We start from the raw sequence: 19,520 nt of genomic DNA on the forward strand, positions 1-19,520 counted from the left end.
GATGCGATCTCCTTTTATTCTTGAATGGGCGATGAAGCCAGCACCTTGCGTAATACGCTAGGAACTTCAATAGCTTTATGAGTTACCAACGACGTGGTAACCAGAACCTGCGTGACACTTACGCGAACCTCACCATCAGGGGACATACATTGAAGTTGCAGGGTGATTGACTTCGACCCCAGACGCACAACATCAAGAGTCAATACAACTTCATCACCCATTTTACTGATGGACTTGAAATCCGCCTCAATCCGAACTGACGGCATTCCATATTTGAGCTCACCAATGTAACCAGCGAATCCAACTTCAGGAAGCAGGTTATCAATCCATTCCTCTAGAAGATTATTGAACATGACAAAATACTGGGGATAAAAAACAATCCCTGCCGGATCACATTCAGCAAAACGAATCTTGTGCGACTTCTCGAATTTATCTGGACTCATAAGACTTATCCTTCAGCAGTAAGCGCGTGCCGATTGAGCGATTCTTTTAATTTGAACCCGTGCTCGTCAGCGAGCGCTGCGTTTCTAAGTTCCCGCAAAGTGGGTGCACCAAGGACATTTTTGTGGCGATCTACAGCCGCCATTAATACTTCGAAATTTTTGAGTCCGCGGCTATGGGTATCGCTGTAGCCCTTCACCAGCCGCTGGCATTGAACAACTTCCAGCGCGACCACGGGGTCGATGGCCGCAAGCCTTTTGACCCGCTCCAGCCACGCCTCGATACGCGCGTCTTCCAGCTGGTAGCGAAGGGTCGAACGACGCCAGCGACGCCACTTGGCCAGTCCATGCAGCAGCAAGAACCCGCTCAAGGAGCTCGTCTTCACGGTGCGACCACTTTGCGTCATCCGTCCGACTAGACGGTTCAGGAAGTGTGGCTTCGCCAACCACCGCCCCAAGCCAGCGGGTAGCGTTTCGCAAATCTCTTCTAGCCGTGGGTGCATGTACTCTTGAATGTGCAGAACCTGGTCGGTCTTGCTGCGAACCTCTCCACGTACTCGGTCGAAACGGGTGCCACGGCTTTTCAGATCAGCAACACGGATGGTGTCCTCAAAAGACATCCAAAGAGCCAGATGGCGTGCCAGCTCGCGGAGCAGCCCACGATCGCTACCGCCTGGTGCCTGAGCAACCCTTTCGAGTCGATCCAGATAGAGCGCGGCATACGCGGGATCTTGATAGTCAATCAGGCGCTTCACCCCTTCATAGGCGAGCTCCGCCACGTCTTCGGGCAGCAAACACAAACGATCAACGAGCATTACGACATCACGATGCAGCTTGCCTGTCCTGGCCTGCTCCCAGCTAGAAGCGACTTTGATCGCCGTGGAAGCTTGTTCAGCTCCACCATCGCGTACCAGGGTAAATCCGAGATCAAAAGCCTTGAGACTTGGTTTGACACCTACCCCGCCCAGCTCGATGGTTTCCTCGAATTGCTTACGGTTGAATGGCAACACCCCTGCACCGCTCAGCGCTCCGAACAGAACCGCAGAGATAACACTGCCCGTTTTCTCCGCTGCCTTTTCCATGTCGAAACAGATGAACTCCTTAGCGGCATTTCGGGCCTGATCCAGAAGAGCTTGACTTGAGACACGGCCATCACCCATGGCGGATTTTTCAGCGATGGAGTAGACCCGGTGGGTGGAGGAGATAAGGGTCGTACGGTCGGTGGTCACGAATCCACGCTGTACAGCGCGACCTGCCTCCATCAACTCTGATGCCAGGACGATATCGACGTCGCCAGGAAGCGGAGCTTGCGACAGTACAGGCACGCGGCGACCTTCCACGTTCGCACCGGGGAAAAGTTCCACGTAGTAAATGGTCGCGCCCGTCCGCTGAGCCACACCTGGCACCGATGTGGTTTGAGCGAAGTAGCCATTGTGCTCGCCCAAATTGACGATCCAGTCGGCAAGTACACCGCCCCCCTCGCCGCCCATGGCAAGAATGGCAATTTTGATTGGCTCATGAGTCATAGCGATTATCCCAGCAGTATTTGTTTTTCTGCATCAAACAAAAGTTCATGGTCACTTTTGCTCACCCGAGCGCCGGGGAAGAAAAGCCACCGCAACAGCAGCTAGTGCCGCAATCACAGCGAAAGTAACGAAGTTCCACTCTACTCCCAGGCCACTTCCGGCAACGTAACCGCCCAATATCGGGCCGGTCATTGCACCTAATCGGGAAAAACTCAGTCCCCAGCCCGTTGCAGCGGCACGAACATTAGAGGGGTAGTAACTTGCAAGATGACCGGTCAGGATCAAAGAGGCTGAAATGGTTCCAACCCCCGCTACAGCAACAAGGACGTAATTGATGAACATCGAGTGTTGCCACATCAGCGCGAAAATCGCCAACGCGCCCAGTAGATAAAACAAAGTCACCATCACCCGCACACCAAAGCGATCCGCTGCTTTACCCAAGAACATGCCGCCAATCGCCGAGGCTAGACTGAAAACAATCAGCAAACTCAGACTTGATCCAAGGTCATAACCATTACGGCGCATGATCGATGGCAGCCACGTGTTGAGTGCGTAGATCAAAAGAAGCCCGCAGAACAACGCCAACCAGAAACAAACGGTTGCTCTGAGATGACGCTTTGAGAAAACCTCGGCAAGCACTTGACGCCATCCAGCCGTAGGGGACTCGCTTTGCTGCGCTCGCTGTGGCATCGAAACGCCAAACTTTTTTGCCAATTGCTCAGCTTGTTCCTGCCGCCCCCTGCTAACCAGATTCTCAAGGGACTCTGGAAGCGCACAAGCCATCGGCAAGATCGCGATCAACGGAATGAGGCCAAGCCCCACAACAGTCCGCCATCCGTGATCCTGTATCAGCCACATCGCTACAGCTGCCGCTGTGAGAATGCCTATCGAGTAGCCCGAATACATAATCCCGTAATTGAAGCTTCGCCGATGCTGAGCGGAATACTCGATAGTCAGCGCTGCAGCTACAGGGATGACACCACCCAGGCCTAGCCCCCCAATGAAGCGGAAAGCACCAAACCATTCTGGTGTCGGCGCCCAAGCCGCTCCTCCCATCGTCAGTGAGAACAATGTCACGCACATCAGCAGCATGCGTCGCCGTCCAACCAGTTCGCTAAGCGTGCCAATTAAAAAGGCGCCGAAGAACATGCCAAGCAACGCATAGCTACTTAAAGCCCCCAACTCTAGGGGAGTCAGGTTCCAGGCTTTTTCTTCAGCCATCGAAGGAAGAATGGCTCCCATCACGCCTACGTCATAGCCTTCGAACAGGATCGCGAGCCAGCAGACAAACAGCACCCTTGTGGTCACCTTCGCTGGAGGATTCGCGGCGGTAGCGACAGCAGCGCCACCTTTAGCTGCTGCAGTATTCATAGCGCGTACCTCGCACGACGATTCGCTTCCCCGCGCTGCAACCATCCGATGATGCTGCTGGTGATTTTCTGCCCCAGGCGATCCATGAAGGTAGGATTGCTCACGATCTGCGCCCGATAGAACGATGGGCACAGCACCGCCGCATGTGCCACCTCGCCGCAGTTGCCACAACCCACGCAGCTGTCCATGACCATTGCCACCGGATCTTGGCGTAGCGGATCCGGGTTATCACGGATAGAAAGCGACGGGCAGCCAGACAAACGAATGCAGGAGTGGTCGCCAGTGCAAGTATCGGGATCGATACCGAAACGCTCTCTAACTACACGCTTCCCTTCGCCCAGCGCTTTGCGCGTTATTTTTTTCTCGCGGCGCTGGCGGTTGAGCATGCACTCGCTTTGCGCAATGAGAACTTTAGGCCCAGGTTCATTGGTCGTGAGAGCCTCGCGCAGCGTCGCAGTCATCGCTTTGAGGTCATAGGTACGCTTGATTGTACGCACCCACTTCACCCCGACCCCTCTCACCGCCTGCTCGATTTCATGGCCAGTGCTACGGGTTGGATTGACCGCGCGCGATGAAAGCACATCTTGCCCACCGGTTGCCGAGCTGTAGTTGTTGTCGACGATGATGGTGAGGTTGTCGCTCTTGTTGAATACGGAGTTCGCGATACCGCTGGTGAGACCGTTGTGCCAAAAACCGCCATCACCCATTACCGCGATCGCTCGCTTCTGAGCAGCGGCACTGCCAGGTGCCACAGTGAATGCTGCCGCAGCGGCACCGCCCAAACCGTAACCCATGGTGGTGTTGCCCAGGTTGAACGGGGGGAGAATGGAGAACAGGTGACAACCGATGTCGGCGCTGTAGTGGTGAGGCCCAAGCTCGCGTTCGATCAGCTTCACAGCAGTGAAAATTGGACGCTCAGGACAACCTGTACAAAGCCCTGGTGGCCGGGCATGCACCGTCTCCTCCAGGGGCAGCAGTTCTGCTTTCGCCGCGACCGAGGAACCGGTCACATCGGAGACGGCCAACTCCGTCAAAGGGATCCGCTCGCCTTTCCAATCGTCATTGGCAACGCTTAGCCCTTTCTGCTCCGCTCCAATCAATGGATCGAAGTGGATGGGTGCAGGCTGCACCTTCACAACCTGAGCAAGATCTTTCAGGACACCAACGTTGGTCAGGAAACTACGCAACCCTTTGAGCACTGTCGCCGTGTTGTAGTCCCCTGCCAGTGGCAAGACATCCTTGCCATGGATGTCTGTATCGAGGCCACGCTGATGGAAGATGGCTGCAATGTTTTGCTCAACGAAATTGGGTTGTCCTTCCTCAACAACCAGCACGGCGCGCTTGTCCTGAGCGAATCGCTCAAGTTCATCATCCACTAATGGGTAGGCGACGTTCATCACGTATAGAGGAACCTTGGAGTCCCCATAAGCATTAGCAAGCCCCAACTTCTGGAGAGCTCGAATAACCGTGTTGTAGAGTCCGCCATGCAGAGCAATGCCGATATCTGCTGCGCCCTCCGAGAAAAACTCGTTGAGCTGCTTTTCCTTAATGAATTCGATGGCCGCAGGCCAACGCTTTTCGATTTTCTCCCGCTCATGCAGGAAGCTCGCCGGTGGCAGCACGATCCGACTCAAGTCCCTCGTGGGATTCTCAAGTGCGTCCTTTACGGTGAAGGCCGGAGGGCGGTTGTCAGAGGTAATGAACTGACCATGCAAGTGACATGAGCGGATGCGCATCTGCAGCATCACAGGCGTGTTACTCGCCTCAGAGAGCTCAAAGCCATCCTTGACCGATTGAACGATGCTCGGAAGATTTGGGCGAGGATCTAGCAGCCACATCTGAGACTTCATCGCGAAGGCATGGCTGCGCTCCTGCATGATGGACGAGCCTTCACCGTAATCCTCCCCCACGATGATGAGGGCACCGCCTGTCACACCTCCTGACGCAAGGTTCGCCAAGGCGTCGGAAGCGACGTTGGTGCCGACAGTGGCCTTGAACGTAATGGCGCCGCGTAGCGGATAGTTGACGGATGCGGCGAGAGAAGCCGCAGCGGTGGCTTCACTGGCACTGTTCTCGAAGCGGATACCGTACTCCGCCAGAATATCCTGGGCGTCCGACAAAACGTCCATCAGGTGAGAAATTGGAGAACCTTGGTAGCCGCCGACGTAGGCGACTCCCGACTCCAGTAAAGCCTTGGTTACCGCCAGGATGCCCTCACCACTGAAGACCTCACCAGCGCCCATCCTCAGCGTTTTGACTTCCTCAACAAACGATCTTTCGGCCATCGTGCTTCCTCTCGGGTTCAGCCCGTCAAGCTTGTTCTTAATGGCCTTTACTTTTCCCTCTAGAGGCGCGGCCCGTCAATGCATGATTTATCATGTGTTTTCACAAAAAGCACAGAGCGGATAGTTGTTGCACAGGATGGAGGAATCCGCTAAATGGCGCGCAAAAATGGCGCAAAAAGCCTTAATTTGTTGCGCGACGCTCCCTGTGAACAGCAGAAACTTCGACGCTGAAACCTTCTCTTTGACGGTAGACTGCAGGTTGCAGGTGACACCTCTCCACCACCCTGATAAGCACTCAAAAACGTGATTTCATGGCGCATTTACGCAACACGCTGTCATCTAAAAAAAGTTCCAAAACTCATTCGAGACTCAAAGCCGCAGACTAGAGCGGCTGCGCCTGAATTACCCAAAAATGAGCACTTAGGGAAGCGATGTAGGGTGGATTGATTTTTCCCTGACCTCATGAGATTAATGGCCAACGAAGTGCATGAATAATCATATAACGCCGTCTAATTTCGAAGCGTCGGCGTTGGGGTGATCAGAGCTTCGAATAACAATAAAAGAGGCTGGGTACCAGCTACCTTTCAGGAAGTATTACCGTGCAAAACCACGCGTTATCCCCTAATGCCTCAGGCCGAACTCACCCGTCTATGGGCTCCATAGATCAACTGCTCAGCACCCCAGATAAGCTGCTTTTTGCGTCGTCCAGCCTTGAGGAAGCTCGATCGATGGTTAGCAGAGTCATGAAGCCGCACCGCATCGTTCAGATGGACAGGTCGGAGAAATTGGACGCGAGGATGCACCACCTCGCACTAGGAGAAATCTCCATCAGCCGTCTGAGGTACGGTGCTAAGGTCGAGATCGACTGTGACCCGTTGGATGGATGCTTTCTGATTCAGATGCCGATTGGCGGCACTGCGAACATCACCGTAGGCAACCAAAAGCTCATGGATGGAGGGGACGTTGCATCTGTTTTGAGTCCGTCGGACGCGGCTCATATGCAATGGAGCCATGACATGGATCAGTTGATCATGCGAGTTTCCCGACACCTCCTGGAACGTACTCTGGTCGGTCACTTAGGGCATCCGCTGCACGACCCTTTAAGATTCGAGCACTCGTTCGCCTGGCGCAGCAGCCCAGCATGGCGTTGCTTGCTCTCCTATCTCATGGAGTGCGCCGTTCAATACCCTGACTTGGCTCAGCACAAATTTGTGCTCCCGCAGATCGAGCAATTGACGACGTCAGTCCTGCTGGCCACCCATCAGCACAATTACAGCGAAGCCGCGCCTGCTCGCCGGAACACCATCTTGCCCCGTCATGTGCGAAGAGCGCAGGACTTCATTACCGCCCATGCCCACGAGCAGATTTCGCCCGAACAGTTGGCGGGGATCGCGGGCGTAAGCCTTCGTAGCCTCTATTCTGGATTCCGAGAGTTTCTTGGCGTTAGCCCTATGCAATACCTGCGCGACCTACGTATGGAAAACGTGCGCGAGGAACTCGTAAATGGGGAAGCAACCAACGTTGCGGGTGTAGCCCTGCGCTGGGGCTTCGCCCACCTGGGGCGTTTCAGTACCGAGTACAAACAACGTTATGGAGAAACACCCCGACAAACCCTCAGGCGAGCCTGAGTTTTAGAGGAGTAAATCATTTGCTTGCACGCCCTTTTAGCGCGCCCCATTTCGGGTTGACCGTACCTGATTTGGTGGCAGCTATCACTTGGTACATCGAAACCTTGGATTTTCGGCTTCTTGCTGGGCCGCTCTCCGTTAGAGAAGACGATCGGCTTCTCGGCCCGCCTGCCACGCAAATCTATGGGAGGGGATTCGGAGTTTTTCATTTCGCCCACCTGGCCACCAGTGACAACGTGGGTCTTGAGCTTTTCCATTTCGAAAAGACCAAGGTCGATCCAGGCACCGAGACATTCACCTACTGGCGCAAAGGCTACAACCACATCGGGTTAACCGCGCCAGACATCCATCTCGCGGTGGAACGGCTTGAAGCTGCAGGCGGAAAAGCGAGGACGGAAATTCTTACCATTGATCCGGTGAAGAATTACAAAATCGTTTACTGCGAAGACCCTTGGGGTAACACCATCGAGTTCTGCTCCCATCCCTACGTCGAGATGTGGGAAGGCGTAAAACCATAGAGAAAAAGCCCGAGATTCGGGCTTTTTTTCAACCAAAAGTTGATGAACTAAAGTGCGGTTCACAAGCTGGCCGATCGGCCTGGGCTACGGTCACACACCACCTACACATCGGTCTGGTGCATTGAGGCAGAACACGGCTAGTTACCCGCCATGGCACCAGGAACGCTATCACTTGGCTCGCTTGGAAGCGATCAGAGCATCAAAAGCCTACTGGCTTGGCAGACCATGCGTACCTGAGGAAAACCGGTATCGCCATGCTGGTTGCTGGCGGAGTCGTAACGCGCACGGTTTTCGGGTGTATCGGGCGTTCGCCAGACGACGCCATCGACACCCAGCAAACGCAACCCGGCCCAGGTCGGATGGCCGGCCGCTTCATGCCAGCTTTTCTGAGTCAGATCGAAGACTTGTCGTACGGCCTCGCTGCCCAACCGCTGACGGGCCTGGACTACGGCGCTGGGCGCGACCAGCGGACGTTGTCCAGGCAGCATGATGTTCATGCGACTGACCACATCCCACGCCGACATGCGCCGAAAAAACGCCATAGAGATGACGCACCAAAGCATCATTTCCAAAGGTAAGCGCCGCTTGCGCAAGGTGGCGACACCGGCCTGTTCCAAGGCCTGTTCGACCAGAGATGGATCAAGCAACGAGTCCAATCTCTCGAGGGAATTGGGAGTCGAGACGAAGTTGTGGGTCAGTTCCAGTGCCCGAGCCAGACGCATAAAAAAATCCGATGCCTATTCAGGCATCGGATTTTGATTTCTTGCGGCCAAAGGTCAAGCAATGAGGCTTAACTGACTGGCATTACCCTCTCGGGCCCTTTTGTACTCAACCCAAAATCACTTTGCCAGCCAGGACTCAACCGTGTCTGATCCGTATTCGGCCTTCCACTCTTTCAGCGTCCGTTGATTTCCGCCTTTGGTTTCGACGACTTCACCGGTGTTAGGATTTTTGTAGACCTTCACTTGACGAGGCTTGCGAGACCCGGCTTTGGATTCGACTGCTGGAGCGCGACGACCCGCTTGCGGATCAAGAAGAGCGATCATTTTCGGCAGGCTGTAACTGTATTCGGCAAGCAAGGCGCGCAGCTTGGTCTCAAATTCAATTTCTTGCTTGAGGCCAGCATCGCCTTTCAGGGCTTCGAGCGCTTGAAGCTGTTCAGCTAGGTGTTTTTCGAGTTGGCGGAATTCTGCGAGTTTGGACATGGTAAATCTCATATGTGATTTGTATGTACGAAAAAAGCGCTCGGCTAACACATCTTTTGCTCTTGGAGCGAAAATCCATGAAGAGCCACCGAGGCATTATCAACCATTATTGCTACCAGCGAAGCCATCGCGGCCCTAGTAATCCGCCTAAGGCAGTCGGAACTAACATACCCAGCAAATACCAGGCCCCCCAAAATGGAGCCTCCATTTCAGGGCAATGCAGGCAATAGGCAATCGTAGCCATCGCACTCGCCAATAATCCACCACAGGCACCCGTCAGTGACAGTCGCGTCGGGGCCATCCCGCGTAGGGCCCAGAAAACAGCAATAAACCCAGGAATCGAGAGCAAGGTGATGTTCATCGCGCATACCCGCCAAGTCTTACCCAGAATGATCGCGACGCGCGTATCGGGAACTGCAGTCATGAGGACATATAGGGTACCGGCCCACACCGCTGCCACCGCTGCACCGATCAGGAGGCTTCCGGTGCCCGGAGTTACTCCAGGTCTTGCCAGTCGCGTCACCACGCTCAGAGCGCCGATCATCAGACTCAGCGGGAAGGCGATCTTCGCCCAGAAGATAGGGGTTGTTGCAACTGTGGCCAGGTCTGGACGGACACCCAATATGATCGTCACCAGCAAGGTGGCAACTACAAGCCCTGCCAGCACCGCAACACTGAAGCGTTTGGCAAGCGCATGCCGGTCTACCGGGGTTATCCCGGAGGCGAGCATGCCAATAAAATCATCAGTTTTCATAGTGCACCTCTAATCTTCAGTGCCAGCGCTTTAAGCCCGCGATGGACGCCGATCTTAACGGCTGACTCCGACAATCCTGTAATTTGCGCAGTTTCTGTGACGGACAATCCCTCAAGCTTCACGTGCATGATCGGCAGACGCTGACGCTCAGGTAATTGCTCAAGTAACTTGCCCAGGTCGCGACTGGCCTGCGCCGGTTCAAGGTGAGGCTCGGCAAACAGTTCCGCCGCATCGTCGAGTGTGTCGTTGAAGACCTCATGGCGCGACCGTCCTCGGAAAAAATCTGTGAGTTTGTAGCGGGTGATGGCAAAAACCCACGCCGTCAGGGGTTGATCCGTCTGATACGTATGGCGACCGTTATGCACGGCCAGCAGCACCTCTTGCAGCAAGTCCTCGATTTCACTGGGCTGGCGTTGCAGCCGGGCGCGCAAAAAGCCGCGTACATGACCACTTAACACCGACAGGAACGAGCGATAAGCCCGCTCGTCGCCCTCAAGGCCTGCGAGGAACAGAGCCTGAAGCTGCATCTCTCGGCTGCGCAACGCGTCGTTACATGTAGTTCGTTCCATCGTCCGCCCTGGTTACACGAAGAGTAAAAATTTTTTTGTACCTATACAACGCCAGCCCTGACGACAGGCAACGGATGATGCTTGCGCTCAAGGACGTAAGGCAACAATCGACCTTGTTTGCGGCTTATGAAAAGTTTTTGAAAAATATTTTGTGGTGGCTGTAACCGGAAAGGAGAAGCCAGCGAACTACTTATCGGATCGCAAGTACAGAGCATCCTGCACTGATACGACGACCCATCCCCATGATCCCGGAGTAACAGCCATGAACAATCTGAAACTTGCCGCCCTCGCCGTTGCCTTTTCTTCCTTCGCCGCTGGCGCCATTGCCGCAGAGACCCCAACCGCAGCCGGTTCCATGGATAAAGCAGGTGCCATGGAAAAATGTTACGGCGTTGCCATGGCTGGTCACAACGATTGCAAAGCCGGCGCCGGCACCACCTGTGCAGGCACTGCCAAAATGGACTACCAGCCTAACGCCTGGAAAAACGTTCCAGCGGGTACTTGCACCAGCATCAAGACGCCAAAAGGCACCGGCACCCTCACACCTATGTAATACCGTCACCATGGGGCACACGCCAATCATGAATAAGCCATTCCAGATCGGGGCCGGACTCGGTCTCAAACCGAACCATTATGAGGACGCCCTCGAGTGTACCGTCGAGGGTCTCTGGTTCGAAGTTCATCCGGAAAACTACATGGTTGGCGGTGGCCCCCGTTTGGCATGGCTGGAAGCCATTGTTGAGCGACACCCACTGTCGTTGCATGGTGTATCGCTATCACTGGCCGCCGATTGCCCGCCGGACGAAGAGCATTTGAAACGTCTGAAAATGCTCGCGGATCGCGTTCAACCGGCCTTAATCTCCGAGCATCTGGCGTGGTCAACCTGGCGCGGAAAGTACCATCCTGACCTACTGCCCTTTCCCCGTACCGGAGAAGCCTTGCAGCGCATCGCAGGCAATATTCAACGCACACAAGATATCCTCGGACGTCGCATTGCGATCGAAAATCCGACCCACTATTTGCACTTTGATGGACATGACTACAGCGAGCTCGACTTTCTCACCGAGCTGAGTCGGCGAACGGGCTGCGGTTTGCTGCTGGATGTGAATAACGTGCACATCAGCGCCCATAACCTGGGGTTCGATGCGTCTACCTATCTGGATGCGTTTCCGGCGAAAGCGATCATGGAGATTCATCTAGCAGGATTCGCCGAAGATCCTGGCAACTCCACGTTACTGATTGATACCCACGATGCCCCTATCGCCGAGGACGTCTGGTCTTTGTATCGACGTCTGATCGAGAGGATCGGCCTGCGCCCTACACTGATTGAACGTGATGATCATATCCCTGACTTCGACGTTTTACTGGCCGAACGCAACCGGGCACAGACCGTGTTGAACCTTGGGCAAAACCAGCGATTGCAGGTGGCGATATGAAACCATCGCTTGCGAGTTTTCAGGATGCATTCGTGGATGCGTTGCATGGCATCGAATCATCCCTCATGGACTCACTTACCAGTCAGCCTGGTTTTACGGTGTATCGCAATACAGTACTCAAGGGTTCGACTGATGCGCTGCTCGCCAACTTTCCAACTGTTGAGCGCCTGGTGGGTACTGACTGGCTCAGAAGTGCGGTGGCGATATACGCACGCCTTTCGCCGCCAACGGATGCCCGGTTGCTGCACTACGGCACCGACTTCCCCCGCTTTCTCGACGAATTTGAGCCTGCGAGAGAAATGCCTTACTTAGGCGGTGTCGCCCGGCTGGATATGCTCTGGACACACGTTCATTGCGCCAATGATGAACCGGGTCTGGAGCTGAGCGACTTGTCGCAGTTTACCGAGACAGAACTTGGCAATCTGTGGCTGACACCAAGGGCCGCAGCCGGTTGGCTCTGGTTACCTGACTGCCCGGCCTACACGATATGGCGTGTCAATCGTGAACAACTGGAAATGCCAGAGGAACTCGAATGGCAAGGTGAAGGCGCGCTGCTGACACGTAAAGCCGGTCGCGTGCATTGGCAACCCGCCAGTGCTGCTGATTGTGCCTTTCTCGACGCCTGTACAGCGCACCTGCCCCTCGATCTCGCGGCAGATAAAGCCATTGAAGCCGAACCAGACCTGAATCTGGAGAATCTCATTATCCGCCTGGTGAGTGCCGATGCATTCGTTTCTATGGACTTGGGTCTTTCCTCCTGAAAAACCGGTTACTGACATCATTAAAGGAGCACGACATGGACACTCTCCAAACCCGCTCACCCGCCGCTGACCACTCCCTGCGCGGACTCTGGAATCTCGTCGCGAACCGGCTGAGCACACTCATCGGCGATTCGTTTTTGGTTCTGGTGGCGCGCATTGCTATTGCCGCCATTTTCTTCATGTCCGGACGCACCAAAGTCTCGGACTTTATGACAATCACTCCGAGCACATACGAGCTTTTCCGTACGGAGTACGCATTGCCGTTGATCTCTCCAGAACTGGCGGCGCACCTCTCGACGTACAGCGAGCATCTGTTTCCTGTGCTTCTGGTGCTGGGTCTGTTTACCCGTCTATCAGCATTGGCATTGCTGGGCATGACCTTTGTAATCGAAGTGTTTGTGTACCCCGATGCCTGGCCAACTCACCTCTCTTGGGCAGGCCTACTGCTGCTCATAGTCGCGCGCGGGGCTGGATCACTTTCACTTGATCGGCGGCTGGGCATCCGATGAAACCTTCACCATTGAGCATGGTTTCAGAAAGCAACCTTGTTCATGGTTTTCGGCAACCCGTGTACCGCTAAACGCTTCGTTCTCCGTGCGCCGCAAATCACGCCAGTACAACGCCCGCCTTCCGTAGGGCTGCAACTTCCAGGTAATTCACATGCAAAGTAATGTCGTCCGATTTTCCTGTGTAGGCTGCGGTATTTGCTGCAAAGGCAGACTGATACCGTTGACGTTAGCTGAGGCACAACAGTGGCTGACTCGGGGGGATGAAGTCGCAGTGATTGTCGAAGCCTTCGATGAATCGAACTGGCCTCGTTCATCAGAGGAATTCGCCCACGCCAAAGGTCGGTCGGTAAGCGTTCGTTGTGGCGATGCCCGGATAAACGTCATCGCCGTATTTGCTGGCAAAGCCCTCGAGCAATGTCCCAACCTCAGAGCGGATAATCTGTGCGGTATCTACGACGAGCGCCCGTTGGTTTGTCGAATTTATCCAATGGAAATCAACCCATTTATCCCGTTACGCCAAGACAACAAGGTGTGCCCGCCAGAAGCGTGGGAGAGCAACGATATTCTATGTACCGATGGACAAGCCAATCCAGCGCTAGAAGCGCTCATCCATCAGTCTCGACTGGCAGACAACTCCGACGCCACAAGCAAAGTCGCCATTTGTGCGCAACTGGGATTAAATGTGGCGAGCTGGAAAGACAATGCGCTGGCCGTTTATTTTCCGCCTCGGACAAATTTGCTAGAGGCGATAGACAGCGCCATAGGTAACTCAGAGGATCATCCAGATTATGAGTGGCTAGTACGGGTCGATGATCCATCACTCAGTGAACGATTGGCCAGGGCGAATCTAGCAATGGCTGCCAACGATTCCACCGATTACATCTTCCATACTTTATGAACTGCCTTCACAGACCGAACATAAATGTATGATGGATTGCTCTTCACCAACGATCGCTTATCGAACCGTGCTCGCGTCCTGATTGAATAGCAGCTTGCGTGTTTCCTCGTCGACGACCGGAGCGGTGTTGATTCGTTCCGCCATCGCGTATGCACGCTTTGTCGCAGGTCGATCACCTACTCGCTCAAACCAGCGAGCCAAATGAGGGAAGTCGGCAAGGTCTTGCTGCTGCCGGACGTGGGGCACAATCCATGGATAACTGGCCATGTCGGCAATGCTGTAGTCGCCAGCGATGTAGTCACGGCCATCCGCCAAGTGTTTATTCAACACGCCATACAATCGAGCGGTTTCCTTGACGTAGCGCTCCTGCGCATAGGGAATTGGCACCGGGGCGTATTGGACGAAATGATGGTTCTGCCCTGCCATTGGCCCCAACCCGCCCATCTGCCAGAACAGCCACTGCAAGGTTTCATTACGACCTCGCAGATCATCAGCAATGAACTGATGAGTTTTATCTGCCAGGTACAACAAGATCGCACCCGACTCGAAGATTGATAACGGTTGACCACCATCGAGTGGCGAATGGTCGACTATGGCCGGAATGCGGTTATTGGGCGCGATGTTCAGAAACGATGGAGTGAACTGCTCCCCCTTCCCGATGTTCACCGGCACGATGCGATAAGGCACACCCGATTCCTCAAGGAACAAAGTGATCTTGTGGCCGTTTGGAGTAGTCCAGTAATGCAAATCGATCATGACCTGGCACCTTTACTGAGCAATCTGCGGGAACATTGCCTTACGGGCGTCAGCATCCATTTCGGTCTTGTAACTGTGCTGGGTCTTCAATGCTTCCGCACGCTGTGCAGCAGGTCGCGTATTGATTTCGTCGAGGAGGCGTTTGACGTTCGGGAGCTTTGCCCAAGCGTCATCCCCCAATATGAATGGAACCGCTCGCGCCCACCCCCACACGGCCATGTCCACTAGCGTGTACTCACTTCCGAGCATGTAAGGCAGGTTGGACAGGCGATCATTGATGATTGACCAGTGACGCCAGGCTTCGAAGGTGTAACGAGTAACGGCGTAGTCTTTGGGTTCGGGTGCGTAGTGTTTGAAGTGCACGGCCTGACCAGAGTAAGGGCCAATGCCTGTCGCGACGAACATCAGCCAGGAATACATTTCGCCGCGTGCTTTCAGGTTGTCGGCAGGCAAGAATTTTCCGGTCTTCTCTGCCAGATAGATGAGAATGGAGTTGCTGTCGAACACAACGTTATCGCCATCAACCAAGGCCGGTGTCTTGCCATTAGGGTTGATCTTGAGAAACGCCGGATCGTGTTGCTCCCCTTTTCGCGTATCGACAGGGATGAGCTCGTACTCAAGACCTGCTTCCTCCAGGAAAAGAGCGACTTTCGCGGGGTTGGGAGACGGGTGATAGTAGAACTTGATCATGTCGACTCCGTACAGTGGCTTTCATTGAGTGTCGCAAAGAGCCAAGGGCGGAAGCCCCAGGCTGGTGAGTGCAATTCCAATAGCGTCGGTTACACACGCAGGATCCGGATTGATCCGTGCCAACACGCGAATCCCAAGTAATACGCTGAGCAAGTGATGAGCGCCCTGCTTTGCATCGATCCCTGTGGCGACTGCGCGTTGCAAGCTGAAGGCATGTAGGCGGCTTTCAAAAAAACTGCGGATGGTCTCAAGTTCTTCTGACACTGCCTGACGCAAGTCTGCATCCTCTGCATTCGTTTCGAGGGCAGAGTTCACCAACAGGCACCCACGATTCAGCGGATCGTTCAGCGTGCGATACAACACTTCTGCAAAGAAACCGGTAATGGCCAATCCTGGATCTGGCAACTCCTCGAGGCGCCGAATTCGCTCACGCACGCCACATTCCAGATAATGCTCAAGGGCGTGACGATAAAGACTGCGCTTGTCACCAAAAGCGTTGTAAAGGCTTGGCTGGTTAAGGCCTGTGCACCTGACAAGGTCTCTGGTTGAAGTGCCCTCGTATCCCTGAGTCCAAAATGCCTCGACTACGGAGGTTAGAACCTTTGATTCATCGAATGTACGAGGCCGGGCCATTGACTGGAGTGCTCTGCAGGTTTGCCGTAGAAGGTAACACATGTTTTGTATCGACCGACACAAAATAAAGCTAGCACCTGACCACACGACTCACCTACCGGTTTGGCGCTTTAATGTCGCGAGTGTTGGGATTGGGGAAGCGCATTCACACCAGCTACGCTTGTAACGTCTGTAGCAGGTAACCATTGGAGGCAAACCATGCCCACGGTAAAAACCGCACTTGTCCTCGCGGGTGGCGGCAGTCTGGGCGCGGTTCAGGTTGGTATGTTGAAAGCGCTGGTCGAGGCGCAGGTTACATTCGACCTAGTGGTGGGAGCGTCAGTCGGCGCCATCAACGGTGCGTACTTCGCCGCCAGGCCGAATGCACAGGGTGTGGCCGAGCTAGCGGACTTCTGGCGAGGTTTGCGCAAGGACGATGTGTTCCCGTTCTCGGTACTCGACATGCTCACGGCGATATTGCAGCGACGCGGACATCTGCTACGCGCGTCAGCATTACAGCGCCTCGTGCGCCGATCGCTGCCGTTCGAGCAGATCGAAGACACTGAATTGCCATTGCATATCGTCACCACCGATCTGCTCAGCGGTGCCGAAGAACTGCTGTCCAGTGGTAATGCTGAACAGGCGTTGCTCGCCAGTGCTGCAATTCCGCTGGTGTTTCCCTCCGTGCGAATCGGCAAAAAGTTCTTGATCGACGGCGGCGTAGCCAGCAATACGCCAATTGCCAGTGCGGTTGCCCTAGGGGCAACGCGGATCGTGGTGGTACCCACCGGTTTCGGTTGTGCTTGCCCGACACCGCCCCTCGGGCTCGTGGCGCTAGCCCTGCACACACTGAACCTCATGAGCATGCGCCAATTGGTGCGCGACATTGAACTATACTCCCCGCGCGCCTCTATCCATGTCGTCGCCCCCTTGTGCCCACTGGACGCCTCGGTTTTCGACTTCAGCCAGACCGATCAACTGCTGCAGCGCGCGTATCATTCGACCCAAACGTGGATTGAAGGAGGGGGATTGATACGAATCGGGGTTCCGGATTCGCTGCAGGCGCACACCCATCATGCAGGCAAGGAGAATGGATAGTGCTTTAGCAAGTCACTGCTCATTTGCAGTACACAGTCCAAAGCTGATCCACCCGCGTCGTAAAGCTCTGACTCATCATCTCCCTACGCATCCCCCAATCCGGGTCGGCCGGCACACTCGCCAAACGCAGCGTTCCCCTACCCCAGCGTTCATTAATTGAGTCCAACACACCCATGACTTTCTCAGTGGCAACCGGCTGCGAGATCGCGAAGAGGTCTTCCGTGTACTCACCTTTCTGACACAGATTGACCAGAAGCACCTCGGCTTTGCTGTATTTGAAGCCTGGCCGGAAGACTCGATCCACTGCTTCCACAGCAGCCTTTGTCATCAACCGGACATCGTCAGTTGGATACGGCAATTCAACCAGAACTCCATTGGCGTATTTGGCCTCCTCCGGATTGAACATGCCGGTGCGGATAGACACGCGTATTTTCTTGCACAGTGAGTGCTGGGCTCTGAGTTTTTCTGTGGCCCGCATCATGTAGGTCGCCACGGCCTCTTTGATCGGTGCAATCTCGGTGAGACGCTTGCCGAACATCCGGCTGCAGCAGATCTCTTGCTTCGGTGGGTCAGGTTCATCGAGCTCAAGGCATGGCGTACCCGCGAGCTCCCGTGCGGTCTTCTCAATCACTACGCTGAATTTCTTGCGCAACGTCCAGGGATCGGTTTTGGAGAGATCCCAAGCTGACTTAATGCCCATACCTTCCAAGTGAAGAGTCATCTTACGTCCGACACCCCATACGTCCGAGACCGAGCATTTCTTGAGTACCCAGTCGCGCTTGGTTTGATCACGAAGATCGACCACGCCACCACTCTGAGCTTGCCACTTTTTCGCCGCGTGGTTGGCAAGCTTGCTGAGGGTTTTCGTGCCGGCGATACCCACACCGACTGGTATGCCGGTACTCCGATAAACCTGCGCACGGATACGCCGCCCGAGCGTCTCTAGATCACCTGGTACGCCTGCCAAATCTGCGAAAGCTTCATCGATGCTGTAAACCTCAACGGCAGGTACCAGAGATTCGATCACACTCATCACACGCTCACTTATGTCCCCATACAATGCGTAGTTCGACGAGAACGCCACGATGCCGTGCTGCTTGAGTTTGTGCCTGATCTGGAAGTACGGCTCGCCCATTTTAACGAACGGCTTGCTGTCCGCGCTTCGAGCGATCACACAGCCGTCATTGTTCGACAGCACCACGATGGGCGTTTTCGCCAGGTCAGGACGGAATACTCGCTCACAGCTCGCGTAGAAACTGTTGCAGTCGATCAACGCGAAGACAGGCTCAGGCTTTTGGATCATGAGCACGCACACTGAAAGTCACCACACCCCAGATGATCAGCTCATCGCCTTCGAGGATATAGCGAGGTGGAAATCCGCTGTTCTCTGACATGAGAATGATGTTGGGCCCTTGCTTACAGAGACGCTTGCAGACAGGTTCGCAGTTCACTGCAGCAATAACGATGTGCCCGTGTTCAGCGGTGATCGAGCGATCAACCACAGCCATATCACCATCAAAAATCCCTGCACCCTCCATACTGCGACCCTCGATGCGCACCAGATAGATATGCGGGGCTCGAATGTCCAACAGCTCGTCGATGGAGATGTGTTGTTCAAGGTGATCAGCCGCAGGGGATGGGAAGCCGGCTGGGACTTTGAACGAGTAGAACGGGAGCTGGACTCCCCCTCCTCCTAACTGGCCAATTATTGTGACGCTCATGGTGGGTGCCTTAACCAAAACTGTACATACATACAGTAAACGTCGAAGGCGGTTGATGGTCAATGTCGAGCGCGAAAAATAGACCAAAGGGAATGACGCCAGATCAGCGGATGGCACGGCTCTGGTCGTGAGGGATACCTAATTTTGTTTGCTGATTGCGGGGCTCGGCTTTGTTGCCAAAAAAACCGCAGTCCAAAGCTGTTCCGCCAACCACTGAGCCTCACTTCGGCTGAGTCTCCAACCAACCCACCCAAAACACATTAAGACGTATTGGCCTTCTAGTCTGATCTGAAAGTCATGGATAGGCTCTTCACCGTCCTTAAATTCCACCATCGGCTCAGGATCCAGGAGAGCTCCTTCAATGAGGAAACGTCGACCTGTCATCACAAGTTGGAGCAGATCAGATGTTTCTTGTGATCCAAACGGATCATGGCGCTCAATGAGAGCAGTCCAATGATCATGAGCTGTCTGGATATTAGACTTATCCGGCTTGGGGTGATTATGATCAAACGAGTTAATTACTGCTTTGATTAGACCAGACGCTATTTCATAAGCCTGCCGTGTGGTGAAGCATGCTTTGAAGTCGTGTAGCGTTACCCGTATGAGTCGAGACGGAGTGAGCTTGACCCTCGCAAGATACTGCTCGTCTGTTCCCTGAAAGGTGAAAAACTCAGAGGACTTGAAGGTGAGGCGGGATTTCAAACGATCATTGTCGCTCATAGCACTCTCGAAGAATTGGCTTA

At 54.5% G+C, this 19,520-nt stretch carries 22 protein-coding genes and 1 pseudogene; 8 read left to right on the forward strand and 15 right to left on the reverse strand.

Going from position 1 to position 19,520, the window contains the following annotated elements:
- Positions 1 to 14: 14 nt before the first annotated feature.
- The 4 genes from Q1W70_RS23480 to Q1W70_RS23495 are packed head-to-tail and all read right to left on the reverse strand — an operon-like array spanning position 15 to position 5,622.
- Positions 15 to 443, reverse strand: coding sequence for an acyl-CoA thioesterase (locus Q1W70_RS23480; protein WP_302098096.1), 429 nt, complete (start codon positions 441 to 443; stop codon positions 15 to 17).
- A 5-nt stretch (positions 444 to 448) separates the two neighbouring features.
- Positions 449 to 1,966 carry an indolepyruvate oxidoreductase subunit beta family protein gene (locus Q1W70_RS23485; RefSeq protein ID WP_302098097.1) on the reverse strand — a complete coding sequence of 506 codons (1,518 nt, stop codon included), beginning with the start codon at positions 1,964 to 1,966 and terminating at the stop codon, positions 449 to 451.
- A 51-nt stretch (positions 1,967 to 2,017) separates the two neighbouring features.
- On the reverse strand, positions 2,018 to 3,337 hold the full coding sequence (locus tag Q1W70_RS23490) for an MFS transporter (protein WP_302098098.1): 1,320 nt from the start codon (positions 3,335 to 3,337) through the stop codon (positions 2,018 to 2,020).
- The gene (locus tag Q1W70_RS23495; protein WP_302098099.1) at positions 3,334 to 5,622 is read right to left on the reverse strand and encodes a thiamine pyrophosphate-dependent enzyme; all 2,289 of its coding nucleotides are present in this window, start codon (positions 5,620 to 5,622) and stop codon (positions 3,334 to 3,336) included. The genes Q1W70_RS23490 and Q1W70_RS23495 overlap by 4 nt, the downstream gene beginning before the upstream one ends.
- A gap of 728 nt (positions 5,623 to 6,350) precedes the next feature.
- Between Q1W70_RS23495 and Q1W70_RS23500 the strand changes: the two genes are divergently transcribed.
- Together Q1W70_RS23500 and Q1W70_RS23505 are read left to right on the forward strand one after the other, a co-directional pair.
- On the forward strand, positions 6,351 to 7,250 hold the full coding sequence (locus Q1W70_RS23500) for an AraC family transcriptional regulator (protein ID WP_302098100.1): 900 nt from the start codon (positions 6,351 to 6,353) through the stop codon (positions 7,248 to 7,250).
- A 20-nt stretch (positions 7,251 to 7,270) separates the two neighbouring features.
- Complete coding sequence (locus Q1W70_RS23505) at positions 7,271 to 7,768, forward strand: VOC family protein (protein ID WP_302098103.1); 498 nt, start codon at positions 7,271 to 7,273, stop codon at positions 7,766 to 7,768.
- Positions 7,769 to 7,959: 191 nt separating this feature from the next.
- Here the strand turns inward: Q1W70_RS23505 and Q1W70_RS23510 are convergent, their stop codons facing one another.
- The 4 genes from Q1W70_RS23510 to Q1W70_RS23525 all read right to left on the reverse strand — a co-directional run bounded on the left by Q1W70_RS23510 (position 7,960) and on the right by Q1W70_RS23525 (position 10,296).
- Positions 7,960 to 8,490, reverse strand: a complete 531-nt coding sequence (locus Q1W70_RS23510) for a transposase domain-containing protein (protein WP_302098104.1) — start codon at positions 8,488 to 8,490, stop codon at positions 7,960 to 7,962.
- Between the two features lie 117 nt (positions 8,491 to 8,607).
- Entirely contained in the window at positions 8,608 to 8,973 is a 366-nt protein-coding gene (locus Q1W70_RS23515) for a histone-like nucleoid-structuring protein, MvaT/MvaU family (RefSeq protein ID WP_302098107.1), read from the reverse strand.
- Positions 8,974 to 9,085: 112 nt separating this feature from the next.
- Complete coding sequence (locus tag Q1W70_RS23520; RefSeq protein ID WP_302098108.1) at positions 9,086 to 9,727, reverse strand: DUF1109 domain-containing protein; 642 nt, start codon at positions 9,725 to 9,727, stop codon at positions 9,086 to 9,088.
- A complete protein-coding gene (locus Q1W70_RS23525) occupies positions 9,724 to 10,296 on the reverse strand; it encodes a sigma-70 family RNA polymerase sigma factor (protein ID WP_302098109.1) in 573 nt (190 codons plus the stop codon). The genes Q1W70_RS23520 and Q1W70_RS23525 overlap by 4 nt, the downstream gene beginning before the upstream one ends.
- A gap of 262 nt (positions 10,297 to 10,558) precedes the next feature.
- Between Q1W70_RS23525 and Q1W70_RS23530 the strand changes: the two genes are divergently transcribed.
- From Q1W70_RS23530 to Q1W70_RS23550, 5 genes are all read left to right on the forward strand, one after another.
- Positions 10,559 to 10,849 (forward strand): BufA1 family periplasmic bufferin-type metallophore, encoded by a 291-nt coding sequence (locus tag Q1W70_RS23530; protein WP_208668277.1) that lies wholly within the window; start codon positions 10,559 to 10,561, stop codon positions 10,847 to 10,849.
- A 28-nt stretch (positions 10,850 to 10,877) separates the two neighbouring features.
- Positions 10,878 to 11,732: an MNIO family bufferin maturase gene (gene bufB / locus Q1W70_RS23535; protein ID WP_302098110.1), complete on the forward strand. Its 855-nt coding sequence runs from the start codon at positions 10,878 to 10,880 to the stop codon at positions 11,730 to 11,732.
- Positions 11,729 to 12,493 (forward strand): HvfC/BufC N-terminal domain-containing protein, encoded by a 765-nt coding sequence (locus Q1W70_RS23540; protein WP_302098111.1) that lies wholly within the window; start codon positions 11,729 to 11,731, stop codon positions 12,491 to 12,493. Before bufB ends, Q1W70_RS23540 begins: the two co-directional genes overlap by 4 nt.
- Before the next feature lie 35 nt (positions 12,494 to 12,528).
- Positions 12,529 to 13,002, forward strand: a complete 474-nt coding sequence (locus tag Q1W70_RS23545) for a DoxX family protein (RefSeq protein WP_094468396.1) — start codon at positions 12,529 to 12,531, stop codon at positions 13,000 to 13,002.
- A 151-nt stretch (positions 13,003 to 13,153) separates the two neighbouring features.
- On the forward strand, positions 13,154 to 13,900 hold the full coding sequence (locus Q1W70_RS23550; protein ID WP_302098113.1) for a YkgJ family cysteine cluster protein: 747 nt from the start codon (positions 13,154 to 13,156) through the stop codon (positions 13,898 to 13,900).
- Positions 13,901 to 13,957: 57 nt separating this feature from the next.
- Here Q1W70_RS23550 and Q1W70_RS23555 read toward each other — a convergent pair whose 3' ends face one another.
- From Q1W70_RS23555 to Q1W70_RS23570, 4 genes and pseudogenes are all read right to left on the reverse strand, one after another.
- Positions 13,958 to 14,656, reverse strand: coding sequence for a glutathione S-transferase N-terminal domain-containing protein (locus Q1W70_RS23555; protein ID WP_302098115.1), 699 nt, complete (start codon positions 14,654 to 14,656; stop codon positions 13,958 to 13,960).
- A 12-nt stretch (positions 14,657 to 14,668) separates the two neighbouring features.
- Complete coding sequence (locus Q1W70_RS23560) at positions 14,669 to 15,346, reverse strand: glutathione S-transferase family protein (protein ID WP_145307937.1); 678 nt, start codon at positions 15,344 to 15,346, stop codon at positions 14,669 to 14,671.
- A 21-nt stretch (positions 15,347 to 15,367) separates the two neighbouring features.
- Positions 15,368 to 15,781 carry a TetR family transcriptional regulator C-terminal domain-containing protein gene (locus Q1W70_RS23565; protein ID WP_302098924.1) on the reverse strand — a complete coding sequence of 138 codons (414 nt, stop codon included), beginning with the start codon at positions 15,779 to 15,781 and terminating at the stop codon, positions 15,368 to 15,370.
- A 42-nt stretch (positions 15,782 to 15,823) separates the two neighbouring features.
- A pseudogene (locus Q1W70_RS23570) lies at positions 15,824 to 16,021 on the reverse strand (TetR/AcrR family transcriptional regulator); the annotation flags it as partial.
- Positions 16,022 to 16,177: 156 nt separating this feature from the next.
- On the opposite strand from Q1W70_RS23570, the gene Q1W70_RS23575 reads away from it, so the two are divergent.
- A complete protein-coding gene (locus tag Q1W70_RS23575; protein WP_302098116.1) occupies positions 16,178 to 17,056 on the forward strand; it encodes a patatin-like phospholipase family protein in 879 nt (292 codons plus the stop codon).
- 19 nt (positions 17,057 to 17,075) lie between these two features.
- Here the strand turns inward: Q1W70_RS23575 and umuC are convergent, their stop codons facing one another.
- The 3 genes from umuC to Q1W70_RS23590 all read right to left on the reverse strand — a co-directional run bounded on the left by umuC (position 17,076) and on the right by Q1W70_RS23590 (position 19,497).
- The gene (umuC, locus tag Q1W70_RS23580; RefSeq protein WP_302098909.1) at positions 17,076 to 18,356 is read right to left on the reverse strand and encodes a translesion error-prone DNA polymerase V subunit UmuC; all 1,281 of its coding nucleotides are present in this window, start codon (positions 18,354 to 18,356) and stop codon (positions 17,076 to 17,078) included.
- Positions 18,343 to 18,777: a LexA family protein gene (locus Q1W70_RS23585; RefSeq protein ID WP_302098117.1), complete on the reverse strand. Its 435-nt coding sequence runs from the start codon at positions 18,775 to 18,777 to the stop codon at positions 18,343 to 18,345. Before Q1W70_RS23585 ends, umuC begins: the two co-directional genes overlap by 14 nt.
- 138 nt (positions 18,778 to 18,915) lie before the next feature.
- Positions 18,916 to 19,497 (reverse strand): hypothetical protein, encoded by a 582-nt coding sequence (locus tag Q1W70_RS23590; protein WP_302098118.1) that lies wholly within the window; start codon positions 19,495 to 19,497, stop codon positions 18,916 to 18,918.
- Positions 19,498 to 19,520: the final 23 nt, after the last annotated feature.

This window comes from Pseudomonas kielensis, assembly GCF_030505375.1.
Lineage (GTDB): Bacteria > Pseudomonadota > Gammaproteobacteria > Pseudomonadales > Pseudomonadaceae > Aquipseudomonas > Aquipseudomonas kielensis.